This is a genomic window from Streptomyces sp. NPDC051104, from assembly GCF_040682835.1.
Classification (GTDB): Bacteria; Actinomycetota; Actinomycetes; order Streptomycetales; family Streptomycetaceae; genus Streptomyces; species Streptomyces cynarae.
Genome location: NZ_JBFBBS010000010.1, coordinates 212,238 through 226,109, shown reverse-complemented (window position 1 = coordinate 226,109; position 13,872 = coordinate 212,238). Strand labels below are relative to the sequence as shown.

Here is a 13,872-nt window from a genome sequence, read left to right as displayed (position 1 = left end):
TCGTCTTCAGTCCACACACCTGACGATGATCAACGGTGGCCGCACCCGTGTCCCCACCGGCCCCTACCAACAAGATCACATCTCCGGCTGGAGTACTAGTCCCGGGATGCCGCACGTACGCAGCGAACACTGGCCGTCCGTCGACCTCGAACCGCAGGGCCTTCGCCCGGCGCGGCCGGATGATGTGCGGGCGGGTTCCCTCGAGGACATACAGCGTCGCCGGGTGATCGCAGGTGACAACGCCCTGCAGGCCGCGCGGCCCTTCCTCAATGTGCCAGTCGATGTAGGCCGGCATGGTGCCCGGCGCCAGCGTGCGGGCGATGTCCGCGACCCGGCTGGTCCGCTCCCGTAGCCGCCGCTCCACGATCCCGCCGCGCAACCGCAGCAGCCGAGCCAGCCGGCCGGGGTCCACTCGGACGTCGACGCTCACGACTCGCCTCCAGCAGTACAGCCGCAGAACGGCAGGGCCACGGTGAGGCGCTGCTCGATGCCCACGCACTGCCCCTCGGGGCCGAGCGTGCGCAGCGCGCCCATCAGGAACTGGTGCCCGCGCCGGGCATCGCCCGTCTGCGGAAAGCAGCACATCACACCGTTGATCACGCTGACGGCGTCCACGTGCAGGATGCGGGCCGCCGCTGCCTGCTCCTCGCACGAAGGCGGGCAGCCGTTCCCGGTGTACGTCGGCGCACACCGCAGCAGCGTGATGACATAGTCGGCGGCCTGGCGGACGGGCAGGCAGTTGCGGCTGCCGATGACGTCCTTCGTCTCCGTCGGGAACGCCGACGTCGGGTAGATCCGGTCGAGGTTGACCGTGAGCTGGCCCGGCGTCTGCGCGCCCGAGCAGTCCCCCGTGCAGTTGTCCCACGCGGGCTTGCCCGGCACCACGCAGGCCACGCACGGGCAGCCGGGCTGCCCGTCGACCTTCGCGGCCGTCAGGGTCAGCTCGGCGCACACGCACGCCAGGAGCTGCTCGGCGACGTCGTGAACGATCAGAGGACTCAGGGCCACTGCTGCACCCTCGGTCGCTTGAAGTCGGGTGAGTAGACGCGGCTGGGGCTCGTCAGCCCGTACGGGTTCACCGCGCTCAGCCATAGGTCAACCAGTGGCAGCCCGGTCCGGCCTTCCTTGTAGATGAGGGTCGGGTCTCCGAAGTCCAGCTCGACTCCCTGGCGGATGAACCGTGTCGCGGCGCGCGGGGTGGCCTTGCAGCCGCACGAGCCGCTGCCGCAGCCCTTCATCAGGTGGCAGGTCAGCTCGGACACCGCGGCGACCGCCGCAGCGTCGAGCTCCAGCCCCCACCGGTACGTCACCGTGAACGTGTTGGGCCTGCCCGGGGCGGCGGCCATGTCCTGGCAGTCCGGCCAACACTGGCCGTCTGTACGCACCAGCCGGCCGGGCGCATCCACGCGGTACGCCGTGGGCGGGAGATCCTGGCCGTCGATGTTCACTGAAACCACGTCGTAGACCGGGGTTTCGAGGAGCACCTCGCACAGCTCGCTGCAGGAACAGTCCGACTTGCAGCCGCACACCGAGGCGTTGCGCCACAGCCCGTCCCATCCGATGTACGGGATCCACGGGCCGGTGCCGACACCGGCCTGGAAGCTCACCGGGGAAGACTCCAGGCAGGCCCGGCGACACGGCCGCACGGTGACCGGGCACGGGCCATACCGGCGGCCGGACAGGGCCCACAGGATCTGTGACGCGATGAGCGTCCAGCGCTCGATCTCCTCGGGCTCCTTGCCTTCGGTGTCGCAGCACAGCTCTGTCGGCCACGCCTGGCACGGGCCTGTCTGGAGTGGCATCAGCGCCTCCTGGTGGTCTCGTACGCCGACGGCTTCGCGAACCGTGTGCGGATCAGCCGGCCGACCTCGCCGTTGGTGAAGGAGTCCGGCATGGTCGACAGGAACGGCGTGGACTGGTCGAAGCGCGGGCCGCGGTGCAGCACCTTCACGTCCCGGATCCGCTCGCCGCCGATCTGGTTCAGCACGCCGTACGCGCTGCGCTTGTGCAGCACCTCCACGCCCTGCCCGGCCTCCAGCGCGCGGAGCATCCCGGCCTTGCCGACCGGGAGCGGGACGTGCAGCTCGTACGACACCGGGTCCGCGTGCCCCAGCTCCTCCAGCAGTTGGCGGGTGCGGCGCATGCCGTCCAGGTAGGCGCCCGACGCGCGGGCTGCGTAGTAGTCCTCGACCTCGCGGATCGGGCCTCGGTGTAGCACCGGCATGGCGTCGATCGGTTCCATGACGAACATGTCGTCGTTCGCCCACAGGAACGGGTCGGAGATCTCCTGGTTCGTGCACGCGTACCGCATCGCCAGCGTGGTGTTCGCGAACTTCGTGCGGCCCTTCTGCTGGGTCGCGATGTGGCCGACGCCACTCACCCAGGCCGGCCGGTAGCCGATGAGCCACACGCGCCGGTGCGGGAGGTGGGCCGCCCAGGAGCGCAGGGCGTACCTGAGCTGCTGGTTGACCGCGCCCTCCCGCACTGGCACGACCAGGTCGGGGACTTCCACCGTCAGGACGCCAGGCAGAGGTCGCCGGCGACCGTCGTGTACTCGCAGGTCGCCTCGGGCGGCGCCACGTTCGTCAGGAACATGCGCTTGTGGCAGTTCGAGCCGATCGGGGTGAGCATCGGGCCCGCGGTGCCGGCCGCGTCGATCGGCATGACGTCGTACGGGCCGACGCCCCAGCCGCCACCGGTCCGGGTGTTGCCGGTCATCTGCAGCGTGACCGCCTCGCTGCCGATCTCCAGGTCGCCGAGGATCCCGTTGGTGATCCACGGAAGGAGGAAGTACAGCCAGGCGCTGCCCGTGCCGTCGGTCTGGCAGACGTCGTCACCAAGGACCTCCGCCCAGAACTCCAGCGCGAAACCGGTCCGGCAAGCCACGCTGCAGTCGTCGTAGCCGATCGGCTTGCCGTCGAAGCCGTACACGACCGGGTTGCCGGTGGTGATCTCCAGGAACTCGGGCGAGACGCTGAAGAAGTTGATCTCGACGCCGAACGAGTTCAGGGTGGGGCAGCCTTTACGGAAGCCGCAGACCTTGCCGTTCGCGGCCTTGTACTTGATGTCGTCACCGTCGTCCGTGTCCGGCTTGAGAGCCACGCTGGCCAGGCAGTCGAAGACGAAGCCGTTGTCCTCGCCGCAGACTGGGCGACCGCACTGATCGACACGGGTTACACGGACCGTGTCCAGATTCGAAATCAGCGGGCATGTCATGGGCGTCAAACCTCCCCTGATGCAGAGAGGCCCGGCCCAAAACCAGCGGCGCTACTCCCCCAGCATAGCCAGGGAGCAGCGCCGCAACACTGGGCTATGGAGTCGATGTCAAGAGGTCAGCGCCTTGATAGCCGGGTGGTTGTCCACGATGTCGAGCACCACCGGCAGGGCCCGCAGGTGGAAGTACTCCGACCCGCGTACCGGGGTCTCGCCAGCATCACGCAGCGCTGCCTTGATGGTGTCCTCCAGCTCCTTTGCGATGCCGTCGGGTAGCTGCTCGTGGAGCCGCACCACGGTGTCCAAGCCATCCAGCCGGTGATTCCTCAGCCTGGCGTGCGGGTTGCCCGAAGTGACGCCAAACTTCAGGATCTCGAACCCCTCGTCCGTGACCGTGTACAACACGTCCCATGTGCTGCCCCGACAGATCCGGCATACGCCTTGTCCGGCCACCAGGTTGTTCGGCTGCACCTTCGTCTCGTGCCGTTCCACACAGCGGACGAGCACGGCAGTCATGGCGTTGACGTACGAGCCGAGGACTACTCCACCGTGCCTCTCCACGGTTGCCCGGAACGCGGCGTCGGCGACCTTGGAGTCTTGCCCGGCACAGGTCCTGCAGATGCCGGTTCCTTTGACCACATGCTTCGGGATTACTCGGTTCTCGTGACCCTCCTCGCACCGCACCAGGACCGGAGTGTGCGTGTTCACGTACTCGCCGGTGATCGTCCCGGCCAGTTCCGCGACGCGCTGCCGGAACTGCGGCTCAGAGAGACCCCGTGCCCGACCGGAGCAGATGGCGCAGATGCCACCACCGGAGTTGATGTAGCTGGGCCAGGGCCGACATTCATGCCCCTCCGCGCACGTGACGAGGACCGGCACGGTCGCCTTCACGTACTCACCGACCACCGTGCCGCCCTGGGCCTCTACGGCGGCCCTGAACTTGGCCTCGGCTGCCTTGGGGTCTTGTCCGGCGCACCTCCTGCAGATGCCGACGCCGCGCGTGGTGCTGGTCGGCGTTGGGTAGCACTCGTGGCCGTCCTTGCACGTGCAGAGGACCTTCGTGCGGCTGTTGACGTAATCGCCAATCACCTTGCCCCCTTGCCTTGCCACTTCGGCCCGGAACTTGGCCTCGGCCGCAATGGCGTCCGCGCGGCGTGGCCGTGGGAGGTTCCCCCTCGACGGCGGGGATGTCGTAACGTCGCTCAAGTCGACTCCTACTCAGTCGGCTAGCCCTCGGGATCTGGCGCCCACCGCCGCCCCGAGGGCGAAATGCTTTTCACCTCTCATTCTTTCAAAATCGGACACCCCTTGCGGGTGAATTCCTGCTGGCCAGACGGCATTTGCCGCACCGCGCTTAGTGGTCGGATCCGTAAATCCTTCGGGGGTTGATCACGCTGCCACCGCGACGGAGGATTCTTCGTGGTGATCGGTGGTGTGCCGGTCGAGCCTGGCCAGTAGATCGTCCAGGTCGGAGGTGGTGAACTTCCACTGGAACGGCTGTGCTGCGGCGTTGTAGCGGTCTTCGAACTCTTGGAATCGGTCCCTGACCTCGGTGAGGTCGGTGAAGTCGTTGGGCGAGACCACCTTGCGTTGGACGACGGAGAAGTAGATTTCGACCTGGTTCAGCCAGGAGGCGTGCACGGGAGGATGGACCATCACGGCGTTCGGGAACGTCGCGGCCAGCCGGTCGGTGGCTTTCTGCCCGCGGTGGGAGGAGCCGTTGTCGACGATCCAGAACACGCGCTTGGCACTGGCGTAGGGCTCCTGACTCATGACCTGGGTGACCAGGTTCATGAACGGGACGATGCCGGTCCTGGGCTCGGTGCGGCCGAACACGCGGGCGTGGTGCACGTCGTAGGCGGCGAGGTAGGCCAGGGCGCCGCCGCGTCCGTAGGTGTGGTTGACGCGCATCGCGCGGGCCTTGCCGGGGGCGAGGGTGGGGTGGCAGCGGCAACGGGCCTGGATAGAGGTCTTCTCATCGGCGCTGATCACGTACTCGTCCTCCCCCAACTGTTCGCCCTGCCAGGTGCGGGCGTACAGGTCAAGCACCTGGGCGGCCTTCAGCCGGAAGCCGGGGCCGGTGAGGAAGATCCAGGAGCGATGCTGCCAGGGCTTGAGCGCGTCCTCGGCCAGCCAGCGGCGCACGGTGGACGCCGACACGAACGTGGCGATGCCCCGCCGGGCGGCCTCGCGGGCCAGTTCCGGGCACGACCAGCGCGAGATCGGCACCCCGGTCTCGGCGGGCAGCCGGCAGGTCAGCGCCTTGACCTCGGCGGCCTGCAGCGGGGCGAACGAGGCGGACGGCCGCAGCGTTGACGGTCCTTGAGCGCGGGCAGGCCCGCCTCGGCGAACCGGCCCCGCCAGCGGCGCACGGTGTCCAGGTGCAGCCCCGTCTCCCGGGCGATACGCGCGTTGGAGCGTCCGCGCGCGGCGTGCAGTACCACCTGCGCACGCACCCGCAGCCGGTGCTCGGTCTTGTGGCCGTAGGCCATTTTCTTCAACCGCACGCGTTCGGCGGCACTCAGGGCTATCGGACAGGCAGTGCGGACGGGCATGGCGGGCGAACCGATCGGCCGAAGTGGATCACTGGCAAACCGCAGCCGCCCGCCCGCGAGGGCGGGGCCCAAACGTTGCGGCGGGGCGCGGATCGGGCAGGAGATGCATCGCAGTGCTGGAGCCAAGGAGCCCAGGACGATGCGTCCTGGATCGCGAACCCAAGGCCCTCCAGACAGGCGAGCTCTGGATCGTAGATTGTTCCCATGGTCGAGGAGACGTCGCCCGAGCGGATAGAGCGGTCCACAAGACGGAGGCACGCTGCCCCGAAGAAGGCGAAAGGTGGTGGCGGACGGCTGCGTTCGTCTGCACTGATGGCAGCGGGCACCATGGTCTCGCGTGCCACCGGACTGATACGGCAGGTGCTGCAGGCCGCCGCACTGGGACCCGGGCTGCTGGCCACCACCTACAACCAGGCCAACACGGTGCCGACCAGTTTGTACTTCCTGCTGATCGGCGGCGCACTGAACTCTGTCCTGGTTCCCCAATTGGTCCGGGCCCGTGCGGAAGACCCCGACGGCGGCGCCGCCTTTGAGCAACGCCTGGTTACTCTGGTGCTGTGCGTCCTGGGCGTGGGGACCGCGCTGGCCACGTGGGCCGCCCCTGAGATCATCAGCGTCTACCAGCGCGACACACCCGCCACGCACGACGCGTTCGAGCTGACCGTGGTCTTCGCCCGCTTCCTGCTCCCGCAGATCTTCTTCTACGGCGTGTTCAGCATCTTCGGTCAAGTCCTCAATGCCCGGAACCGGTTCGGCGCGATGATGTGGACACCGGTCCTCAACAATCTGGTTTTGATCGCCATGTTCGGCCTATACCTCGGCCTGATGACCGCACATGAACAGGTCTCGGATATCACTGACACCCAGGTCAGGCTGCTCGGGATCGGGACCACACTCGCACTCGCCCTCCAGGCACTCGCCTTGATCCCCTACGCGCACGCGGCCGGCTTCCGGTTCCGGCTGCGCTTCGACTGGCAAGGAACCGGTCTGCGCAAGAGCGTAAACGCAGCCCGCTGGACCCTGTTGTTCGTGCTGGCCAACCTCGTGGCGAACACGGTGGTCACCCGCCTGGCCTCCGCCGCCGACACGGCTCTGCCTCGCGACGGCGTCGGCTACACCGCCTACAGCTACGCCCAGCAGATCTGGATGCTGCCCCAGTCGATCGTCACCGTCTCCCTCGTGACAGCCCTACTCCCGCGCATGAGCCGGGCAGTGACGGAGCACCGCATCGACGACCTGCGCGCCGACCTGTCACGCGCGCTGCGGGTCAGCGGCGTCTTCATCGTCCCGGCCGCCTTCTTCTTCCTCGCCTTCGGCCCGCAGATCGCTCAGCTGCTGTTCGCCCACGGCGCCGCCAACGCAGCCAATACCGCCCCCCTGGGGCACATGCTGCAAGCCTTCGGCCTGGGACTGATCCCGTTCTCCGCCCAGTACCTCCTGCTGCGAGGCTTCTACGCCTTCGAAGACACGCGCACACCGTTCCGGATGGCGGTGTGGATCAGCAGCGTCAACATCGCTCTCGCCGCGGCCTGCCACCTCCAGTTGCCCGCACGATGGGCAGTCACGGGAATGGCCGCCGCCTACGCTCTGTCCTACGCGACCGGCCTGCTGCTGACTGCCTCGCGCCTGCGGCGACGCACGGAGGGGCTGCTCGACGGGCGGCGGATCTGTCGCACCTACGCAAAACTCACTGCGGCCGCTACCGCCGCAGGCGGTGCCGGGTGGCTCATCGCCCACTTCTGCAGCCAGAGCCTGGCATCAGCCTCTTGGACGCCCGCGCTTTCGCTGGCTGCGGGCGGCATCGCGATGGTCCTGCTGTTCCTGCTCTTTGCACGGATCTCGCGGATCGCGGAGCTGCGCAGCCTGCCGGGGCTGGGGTGAACCTCGCACCAACGAAGTCAACCCCCGATGGACTTCCGGAGCCGACCACTTAGCCGTTGACCAGGTCCCGCATGGCTTCCGTCCATGCCTTCAGTTCGGCTTCGGCCTGGTCGGCGAGGAACGCGCTGCGAGCGAGGGCCGCCGCGGTGGCCTCGGCGCGGCGGTCGCCGTTGGCATGCAGCTCCTCGATGGCGGCGACCCACGCGTTCACGTCCTGGCGCTCGAGGAACAGGGCGGCGTCCCCGAGGGCTTCGCGAAGGCCGGGCGTGGGGTGGGCGATGACCGGGATGCCGGAGGCGAGGGCTTCGACGGCGGCCATGCCGTACGACTCGTAGATGCTCGGGGCGAGGAGGACGCGGGTCTTGGCCCACACGTCGCCGCGCATGTCCGAGGTCTGGCCGATGACCCGGGCGTTCGGCGGGTGCGGCTGGAGAATCTGGGGGCCGTGGGAGCCGGTGACACCGAGGAACGGCAGCTGCGGCAGCCGTTCGGCGGCGGCGTGCCAGGTGTCGACGCCCTTGTCCCGGTTGAGGTTGACGAGGGTGACGTGCTCGCCGGTGGCCGGCGCCCGGTGCTCGTCGGGGATGACGGGCGGGTGGACGATCAGCGACGGGATGCGACCGACCTCGCCGTACCGGGGTTCCAACGAGCCGACGATCCACTGGGTGTTGTAGACGACGAGGTCCGGGCGCAGGCGCAGTGCGCGGGCGTTGCTCTCGAAGTCGGAGTGCAGCAGCAGCACCGGCCGTGCACGGATTCGGTGCCCGAGGGCGATAGCGCGCTCGGCGAACCCGTGGTGGGAGACGATCGCCTTCGGCCGCAGGGAGCGGATCAGGGCCGTCGCGGATGCCGGGTCCGCCTTGCGGTGCGGGACGCCATCGACGTCCCAGGAAGCGGGCGCCTCGGGCATCTGGGAGGCGATGACGAGGACCCGGAGCCCGGCGGTCTGCAGGGCTCGCATCATCGTCTGCAGCATGGTCTCCGAGCCCGCGCGCCGGTACGGGACGGTGTAGTGCACCCAGGCCACGACGTCCGGCCGCTGCGGCGGAGGCGGTGCCGGCCGTCGGCGGGCGGGCACCGGGTGCGCGACGTGTAGGTCCTCGCACGCTCCGGTGAATGCGCGCAGGTTGCCGTCGTAGTCGAGGGCCTGGGCGTGGGCTCGGGCGACGGTGGCCGCCGCGGTGTAGGCGCCCGGGTCGTCCAGGCGGCGGAGTTCGGCGGCCCACTGGGCGGGGTCGTCGCGGGGCACGTACACCGCGGCGTCGCCGAGTGCTTCACGGATGCCGGGCAGCGGGGCGGCGATGACGGGGATGCCGGACAGCATGGCTTCGACGCCGACGCGGCCGTACGACTCCCGGGCGGACGGCATCAGCAGGATGCGGGTCCGCCCGTACAGGGCGCGCGGGTCCATCCGGTCGACCAGCTCTACGTTCGGCAGGTCGACGCCGCCCGGGTGCCCGGCCGAGCGGACCATCAGGAAGCGGGTGCCGGGCAGCTGCTCGGCGACGGCCGCGAGGACGTCGGCGCCCTTGCCCGTGGTGGAGCCGTTCAGCGTGACGAGCCGGCCGGGTGTGGTGCGGTACTGCTTCGGGTCGATCGGTGGCGGCAGGACGAGCGAGGGACCGCGGTAGGCCGGGTAGTGGTCGCGGCAGGCCTGCGACGGGAACCAGGCGAGCGTTGGCCGGCCGAGCTGCCGGTTTGCTGACATGCCGTGGACGAGGAGCAGGTGCGGCACGCCGCGCACCTGGGCCTGGATGGCGGGTGCGCGGCGGTCGTTGTGGTGGGAGATGACGAGATCGGGGCGGCTGGTCTGCGCGGCACGCCACCAGTAGCCGAGCGGCCAGACCCGCACGCCGTCTTCAGTGCGGACGGCGGCGGGCTGGCCGCTGCTGGTGGTGACGACGTCGATCTGGTGCCCGGCGGCGACCAGGCCGCGAAGGTACTCGCGGGTGGTGACGTGGGCGCCGGTCGGCGTGGGCCCGTATACGGGCAGGAAGGCCAGGACGCGCACGCCGCCTACTTCTGGTCGCTGTTGTGGTCGTCGCCCGGGTCGGTCGGCAGGTCCTCAATCGGGGTCGTGCGCACGGGCCCGGACGGCACATCACCATCCGCGGCGATGAACGCGGCAGCGGCGGCGAACGCGGCCTGACGCATCTGCTCCTGGTGCGCCTGGTACTGATCGGCCGTGACCTCCTCCCAGCCCTCGGGCACGGCCGACGCGGCGAAAGGCCCGTCGTTGATCTCGACGGAGCCGCCGTCGGGGGATACGAAGTAGCGCGGCATGGATGCCTCCTGATCAGTCGCGGGTCTGGGTGTCGAGCGAGGCGTCCGAGATCCAGCTGTTGATACCGATGGTGCCGGTCAGGATGCGGACGGCCGGGTACATGATCACGACCGCCCCCGTGGCTGCCGGGAAGCGGTAGAACGCCTCGCAGAGTCCGCCGGCGTACCGCTCGCGCCGGGCCGACCCGAACGCCGTGTAGATGCCCCACATCGGCCGGACGCTGAGCACGCCCGCCTTGTTCACGATGTAGCCGACCTCGAACGTGGCCGTGGAGCTGATGTTCAGGTCGATGGACGCGTGGAGTTGTGTCTCGTATCCCCAGTCGCGGCACATGTTCCCGAGGAAGTTCGGGGGGATGTTCCAGGTGACGTTGGCGGGCGCGCCGCCACCAGGACTGAGCGAGACCCACCCGCTGGTCGGCCCCATGGACGCGATCGCCGGGTTCATGTGGTCGATGTAGAAGTGGTCCGTCGCCGAGTAGTGCTCAGGCGGGGTCCACAGGAAGCCGGTGTTCGGGTCACAGCGCAGCGTCGAGTACTGGGTGGCGTCGCAGCCCCAGTGATCGGCCCATGCATCCTTGCCCCGGGCCGGGTAGGCGGCCAGCGGTTTCGCCGCAGTGCCGTCGCCCTGGAGACCACATCCCACCGCCAGCGGCGGGTCCGGCGGAACGAACAGGCGGCCGTCGCTGCCCATTGCGAGCTGGTTCCCGGCATCGCCGGAGGGAGCGACGAGGAGGCCGCTCGCGGTCGCTTCCAGGCCGTTCGGCTCGGGCGCCACGATCACATCCGACTTCACCACGTACGGATCGGCGGCCGTGCCAGTGCCGCTGACCGTGGTGTCCACGGTGTTCGTGTCAGCGGCCTGCAGCGCTGTCCCGGCTGGGGCCGGGGTGTAGATCCCGCCGTCTGCCCCGATCTTCGTGGTGTTGCCCGCGTCACCGCTGATCTTCGCGGCGATCACGCCCGTGGCGGCGTCGTAGGTGACGCCATCCCCCGCCGACAGGCATCCGCGCACGTCGGCACACTCGAGATACAGGCCCTCCGGTCCCGTCCCGATCAGATTCGAGCCGCCCTGCGGCGGCGTCGGGTCCAGGCGCACGGCGCCGCTCACCACGTACGGATCGGCGGCCGTGCCCGTGCCGCTGACAGTGGCGTCGATCGTGTCGGTGTCCCCGGCCTGCACGACAGTCGGTGCCGAGCTGCTGGCCGGCGGCGCGTACAGCCCGCCGTCCGTGCCGATCTTGACCTGGTTCCCGGCGTCGGTGGAGACCTTCGCGCCGATCTCGCCCGTTGCCGGGTCGTACGTCGCTCCGTCCGTGGCGGAGAAGCACGTGCGGACGTCCGCGCACTCCACGAACAGGCCCTCGGGACCGGACTGCAGGAGGTTGCTACCGCCGCCGGGCGGGGTGGGGTCCAGGATGGCACTGCCGGTGATCTCGTACGGGTCACCAGCCGTGCCGGTGCCGGTGAGATCGAAGTCGATGGTCTCGGAGTCGGTGACCGCGAGGGCGGTCGTGCCGCTGCCTCCGGTCGCCGAGATGATGTAGGGGTTGGCCGCTGATCCGTTGCCGGTGACGGTGGTTCCGGTCCCGGCGGTGACACGGCAGTTGCAGGGGCTGACGCCGCAGCACTTGCTCATGAGGGCGCTCCTGGCTCGGTGCGAGGGAGGAGGCGCCCGGCCCACAACCAGCGGCGTCGTATCGAGTCTATGGCGCAGACGGGCCCGCTACGGGGCGACGGCGTGCGCGTGGACGGTGACCCCGGGGGCCGGGGTGCCGGCGGCGAGGACGCCGATGCCGAGGACCGTCACCCCGGCCGAGGCGAGCACTGTGACCTGTGTCTGGGTCGCGGTGTTCGCCGAGATTCGGGAGGACCGGAACCCGGCGCCCGCCTCCAGGGACAGGGTGACGACCGGGGCCGCCGAGAAGGCCCCGGCTGGCCAGTTGAAGGTGGCCACCCCGTTGGAGTCGGTCACGGCGGTCGCGCGCTCGACGTGCGGCGTTGGCTGCGCGTAGGCGCCTCGCGTGCTCATGCGACCCGCTCGTACCGCAGCGTCGTACGCCCGTTGCCATCCGAGACCACCGATGCGCTGTCGGTGATGCCGGTCTGAGTGACCCGTGCGGCTTCCAGCCGGATCGTGCGCGTGCCCGGGATCGTGTACCGAACCTGAACGGACGCTGTGCGGTTCCAGGTAAGGAGCGTTGCCGAAGTGCCAGCCCCGACGGCGAGCTGATGCGCGAGAACCTCACTGTTGGGGACGACGGCCCTGGCGGTCACGTCGTACAGGCGGGCAACGATGTACGCGGCCTCGCCGGTCGTCATGGTGCCGAGGAACGCGCGAACGGTTGCGTCGAGATGGTAGGCCCCGGCGCTCGGCAGCGTGAGGACCAGTCCGGTGGCAACGAACGTCCCCGACGCGGCCGCGTTGAGGTCGACGTTCGCGGGGAGGACGGCGAAGCCGTCCTCTTGGATTCGGATACTGCTGGAGGTCGCCATCAGTCGGAGTCCGTGTAGATGTGCTCGGTCCAGTGGACGATGAAGTCCGCGCCCGCTGCCGTCCCCGTGAACTGCAGGGCACCGTCCAGGGCGAGGTCGGTGGTGTCGCCGTCCACGGCCCAGGTGAGGGTGATCCCGGCAGGCACGGTGACGTCGTCGGCGTACGTGGTCGGGCCGCCGTTGGTGCTCGTCGCTCCGGAGCCTGCTGCCTGGACGCGGACAGCACCGGCGAGGACGGTGAGGGTGACGGACTGGGGGTCGGCGCCGTAGCTGTCGAAGGCGATTGAGCTCTGGGTGCCGGTGTACCGCTGGATGCGCGGCCGTACCCGCTGAGTCGGGGTCGGTCGAGCTCCCGGGGCGGTCTGCACCGAGCACTCAACGATCTGCGCCGGGTCCGGGGCGGCCACGGTGGTGCCCGCGTCGTTCACCCACCGCACGGACGAGGTCCCGGAGCAGTCGACTTCTGTGATCCGGCGGAAGAACTGGTCGGCCACCACAGTGTCGACGGGCGTGAACGTCAGCGTCTCGCCGCTGTCGATGTCCACGGCCGTCAGCACGCCGTACTTCGTGCCAGTGGGGGGCAGCGCCCGCGAGCGGATGAAGTAGGCGCACGAGTCGGAGACGGCGACGGTCCACCCGCCGGCGAACGGATCCCACGTGTTGAGGGTGGCGGCCAGGTCGGACAGGAACGGGACCCCGCAGTTGTCCCAGCCATCCGTGAACGGGTCAGCGATCACGTTGCGGCCATTGATGATCCACGACGTGATGCGGACGTTCGGGCGCCCGCAGATCCCGGCATCCGTGCCGTTGATCTTCGAGACGCCGCACGGGGTGGCCGCGCTGTTGTCGTAGGTCACGTACCGGTAGCCGGGGATCTTCCAGCATTCGTTCGCCAGGGTGGTCGGACAGTCCAGGGAGACCCCGGAGTTGGTTCCGCTCACGCTTACAGCTCCCGGGTGCTCAGGACCACGAAGTCCGAGCCGGCGACGCCGGTGAACGCGAAGGAGTCCTGCAGCTTCTCGCCGTTCTTGCCGCCTTGGTCCACCGACCAGGTCAGAGAGCTGCCCGCCGCGATCGGAACCGCCGTGCCGCCGCTGAGCGCCACGGTCGGCGACCCGGCGTAGACGACGACGGTGACCGAGCGGGCCCCGGCCGCGATGTTGACCGTGCCTGCGCCGCTCTGCCGCTGCACCGTCGAGTCGATCTGCGGGTTCGGGCTCGTGCCGCACCGTACGACACTGCCGGTCGGCGCGTACGGCGTGGTGCCGTCCAGCGTGGTGTCCGACACGGACGGGGCGCCGGTGCCGCTGGTCGTGTAGTGCCGCAGGAACGGCGTGCTCGTGCCGTCGGCCTGGACGTCGCACAGGATCTCGTACTCGGCATCGGCCGCTGCTGCCGCCGAAACGCTGCCGCTGGTACCGGACATGAGGAGACCTCCGAGAGG

The 13,872-nt window shown here is 69.4% G+C and carries 16 protein-coding genes; 1 reads left to right on the top strand and 15 read right to left on the bottom strand.

The features are described from left to right. The 8 genes from AB0N14_RS18075 to AB0N14_RS18040 form a co-directional block, all read right to left on the bottom strand. Positions 1–430, bottom strand: a 430-nt coding sequence (locus tag AB0N14_RS18075) for a hypothetical protein (RefSeq protein WP_366026649.1), incomplete at its 3' end; no start/stop codon positions are given. Next, a complete protein-coding gene (locus AB0N14_RS18070) occupies positions 427–1,008 on the bottom strand; it encodes a hypothetical protein (RefSeq protein WP_366026648.1) in 582 nt (193 codons plus the stop codon). The genes AB0N14_RS18075 and AB0N14_RS18070, both read right to left, overlap by 4 nt. Further along, positions 999–1,802: a hypothetical protein gene (locus AB0N14_RS18065; RefSeq protein ID WP_366026646.1), complete on the bottom strand. Its 804-nt coding sequence runs from the start codon at positions 1,800–1,802 to the stop codon at positions 999–1,001. The genes AB0N14_RS18070 and AB0N14_RS18065 overlap by 10 nt, the downstream gene beginning before the upstream one ends. Further along, positions 1,802–2,512, bottom strand: coding sequence for a hypothetical protein (locus AB0N14_RS18060; RefSeq protein WP_366026645.1), 711 nt, complete (start codon positions 2,510–2,512; stop codon positions 1,802–1,804). The genes AB0N14_RS18065 and AB0N14_RS18060 overlap by 1 nt, the downstream gene beginning before the upstream one ends. Before the next feature lie 2 nt (positions 2,513–2,514). Then, positions 2,515–3,102 (bottom strand): hypothetical protein, encoded by a 588-nt coding sequence (locus AB0N14_RS18055; RefSeq protein WP_366026644.1) that lies wholly within the window; start codon positions 3,100–3,102, stop codon positions 2,515–2,517. 222 nt (positions 3,103–3,324) lie between these two features. Continuing rightward, on the bottom strand, positions 3,325–4,419 hold the full coding sequence (locus tag AB0N14_RS18050; RefSeq protein ID WP_366026643.1) for a hypothetical protein: 1,095 nt from the start codon (positions 4,417–4,419) through the stop codon (positions 3,325–3,327). 183 nt (positions 4,420–4,602) lie between these two features. Further along, complete coding sequence (locus AB0N14_RS18045) at positions 4,603–5,472, bottom strand: IS630 family transposase (protein WP_366026652.1); 870 nt, start codon at positions 5,470–5,472, stop codon at positions 4,603–4,605. Further along, complete coding sequence (locus tag AB0N14_RS18040; protein WP_366026641.1) at positions 5,469–5,720, bottom strand: helix-turn-helix domain-containing protein; 252 nt, start codon at positions 5,718–5,720, stop codon at positions 5,469–5,471. Before AB0N14_RS18040 ends, AB0N14_RS18045 begins: the two co-directional genes overlap by 4 nt. A gap of 252 nt (positions 5,721–5,972) precedes the next feature. Between AB0N14_RS18040 and murJ the strand changes: the two genes are divergently transcribed. Beyond that, positions 5,973–7,649 carry a murein biosynthesis integral membrane protein MurJ gene (gene murJ / locus AB0N14_RS18035; RefSeq protein WP_366026640.1) on the top strand — a complete coding sequence of 559 codons (1,677 nt, stop codon included), beginning with the start codon at positions 5,973–5,975 and terminating at the stop codon, positions 7,647–7,649. A 49-nt stretch (positions 7,650–7,698) separates the two neighbouring features. On the opposite strand, the gene AB0N14_RS18030 is transcribed toward murJ, so the two are convergent. The 7 genes from AB0N14_RS18030 to AB0N14_RS18000 all read right to left on the bottom strand — a co-directional run bounded on the left by AB0N14_RS18030 (position 7,699) and on the right by AB0N14_RS18000 (position 13,854). Continuing rightward, positions 7,699–9,660, bottom strand: coding sequence for a glycosyltransferase family 4 protein (locus AB0N14_RS18030; RefSeq protein ID WP_366026638.1), 1,962 nt, complete (start codon positions 9,658–9,660; stop codon positions 7,699–7,701). A 5-nt stretch (positions 9,661–9,665) separates the two neighbouring features. Next, positions 9,666–9,932: a hypothetical protein gene (locus AB0N14_RS18025; RefSeq protein WP_366026637.1), complete on the bottom strand. Its 267-nt coding sequence runs from the start codon at positions 9,930–9,932 to the stop codon at positions 9,666–9,668. 13 nt (positions 9,933–9,945) lie between these two features. Further along, positions 9,946–11,571 carry a hypothetical protein gene (locus tag AB0N14_RS18020; protein WP_366026636.1) on the bottom strand — a complete coding sequence of 542 codons (1,626 nt, stop codon included), beginning with the start codon at positions 11,569–11,571 and terminating at the stop codon, positions 9,946–9,948. Between the two features lie 87 nt (positions 11,572–11,658). Then, complete coding sequence (locus AB0N14_RS18015; protein WP_366026635.1) at positions 11,659–11,964, bottom strand: hypothetical protein; 306 nt, start codon at positions 11,962–11,964, stop codon at positions 11,659–11,661. Then, positions 11,961–12,428, bottom strand: coding sequence for a hypothetical protein (locus AB0N14_RS18010; RefSeq protein ID WP_366026634.1), 468 nt, complete (start codon positions 12,426–12,428; stop codon positions 11,961–11,963). The genes AB0N14_RS18015 and AB0N14_RS18010 overlap by 4 nt, the downstream gene beginning before the upstream one ends. Beyond that, positions 12,428–13,369, bottom strand: coding sequence for a hypothetical protein (locus AB0N14_RS18005; RefSeq protein ID WP_366026633.1), 942 nt, complete (start codon positions 13,367–13,369; stop codon positions 12,428–12,430). Before AB0N14_RS18005 ends, AB0N14_RS18010 begins: the two co-directional genes overlap by 1 nt. 2 nt (positions 13,370–13,371) lie before the next feature. Continuing rightward, a complete protein-coding gene (locus AB0N14_RS18000) occupies positions 13,372–13,854 on the bottom strand; it encodes a hypothetical protein (RefSeq protein WP_366026632.1) in 483 nt (160 codons plus the stop codon). Positions 13,855–13,872: the final 18 nt, after the last annotated feature.

Coding starts and splice junctions, on each gene's coding strand:
- AB0N14_RS18065 (WP_366026646.1), bottom strand. CDS start 1,802: ATGCCACTCCAGACAGGCCCGTGCCAGGCGTGGCCGACAGAGCTGTGC.
- murJ (WP_366026640.1), top strand. CDS start 5,973: ATGGTCGAGGAGACGTCGCCCGAGCGGATAGAGCGGTCCACAAGACGG.
- AB0N14_RS18025 (WP_366026637.1), bottom strand. CDS start 9,932: ATGCCGCGCTACTTCGTATCCCCCGACGGCGGCTCCGTCGAGATCAAC.
- AB0N14_RS18020 (WP_366026636.1), bottom strand. CDS start 11,571: ATGAGCAAGTGCTGCGGCGTCAGCCCCTGCAACTGCCGTGTCACCGCC.
- AB0N14_RS18015 (WP_366026635.1), bottom strand. CDS start 11,964: ATGAGCACGCGAGGCGCCTACGCGCAGCCAACGCCGCACGTCGAGCGC.
- AB0N14_RS18010 (WP_366026634.1), bottom strand. CDS start 12,428: ATGGCGACCTCCAGCAGTATCCGAATCCAAGAGGACGGCTTCGCCGTC.
- AB0N14_RS18000 (WP_366026632.1), bottom strand. CDS start 13,854: ATGTCCGGTACCAGCGGCAGCGTTTCGGCGGCAGCAGCGGCCGATGCC.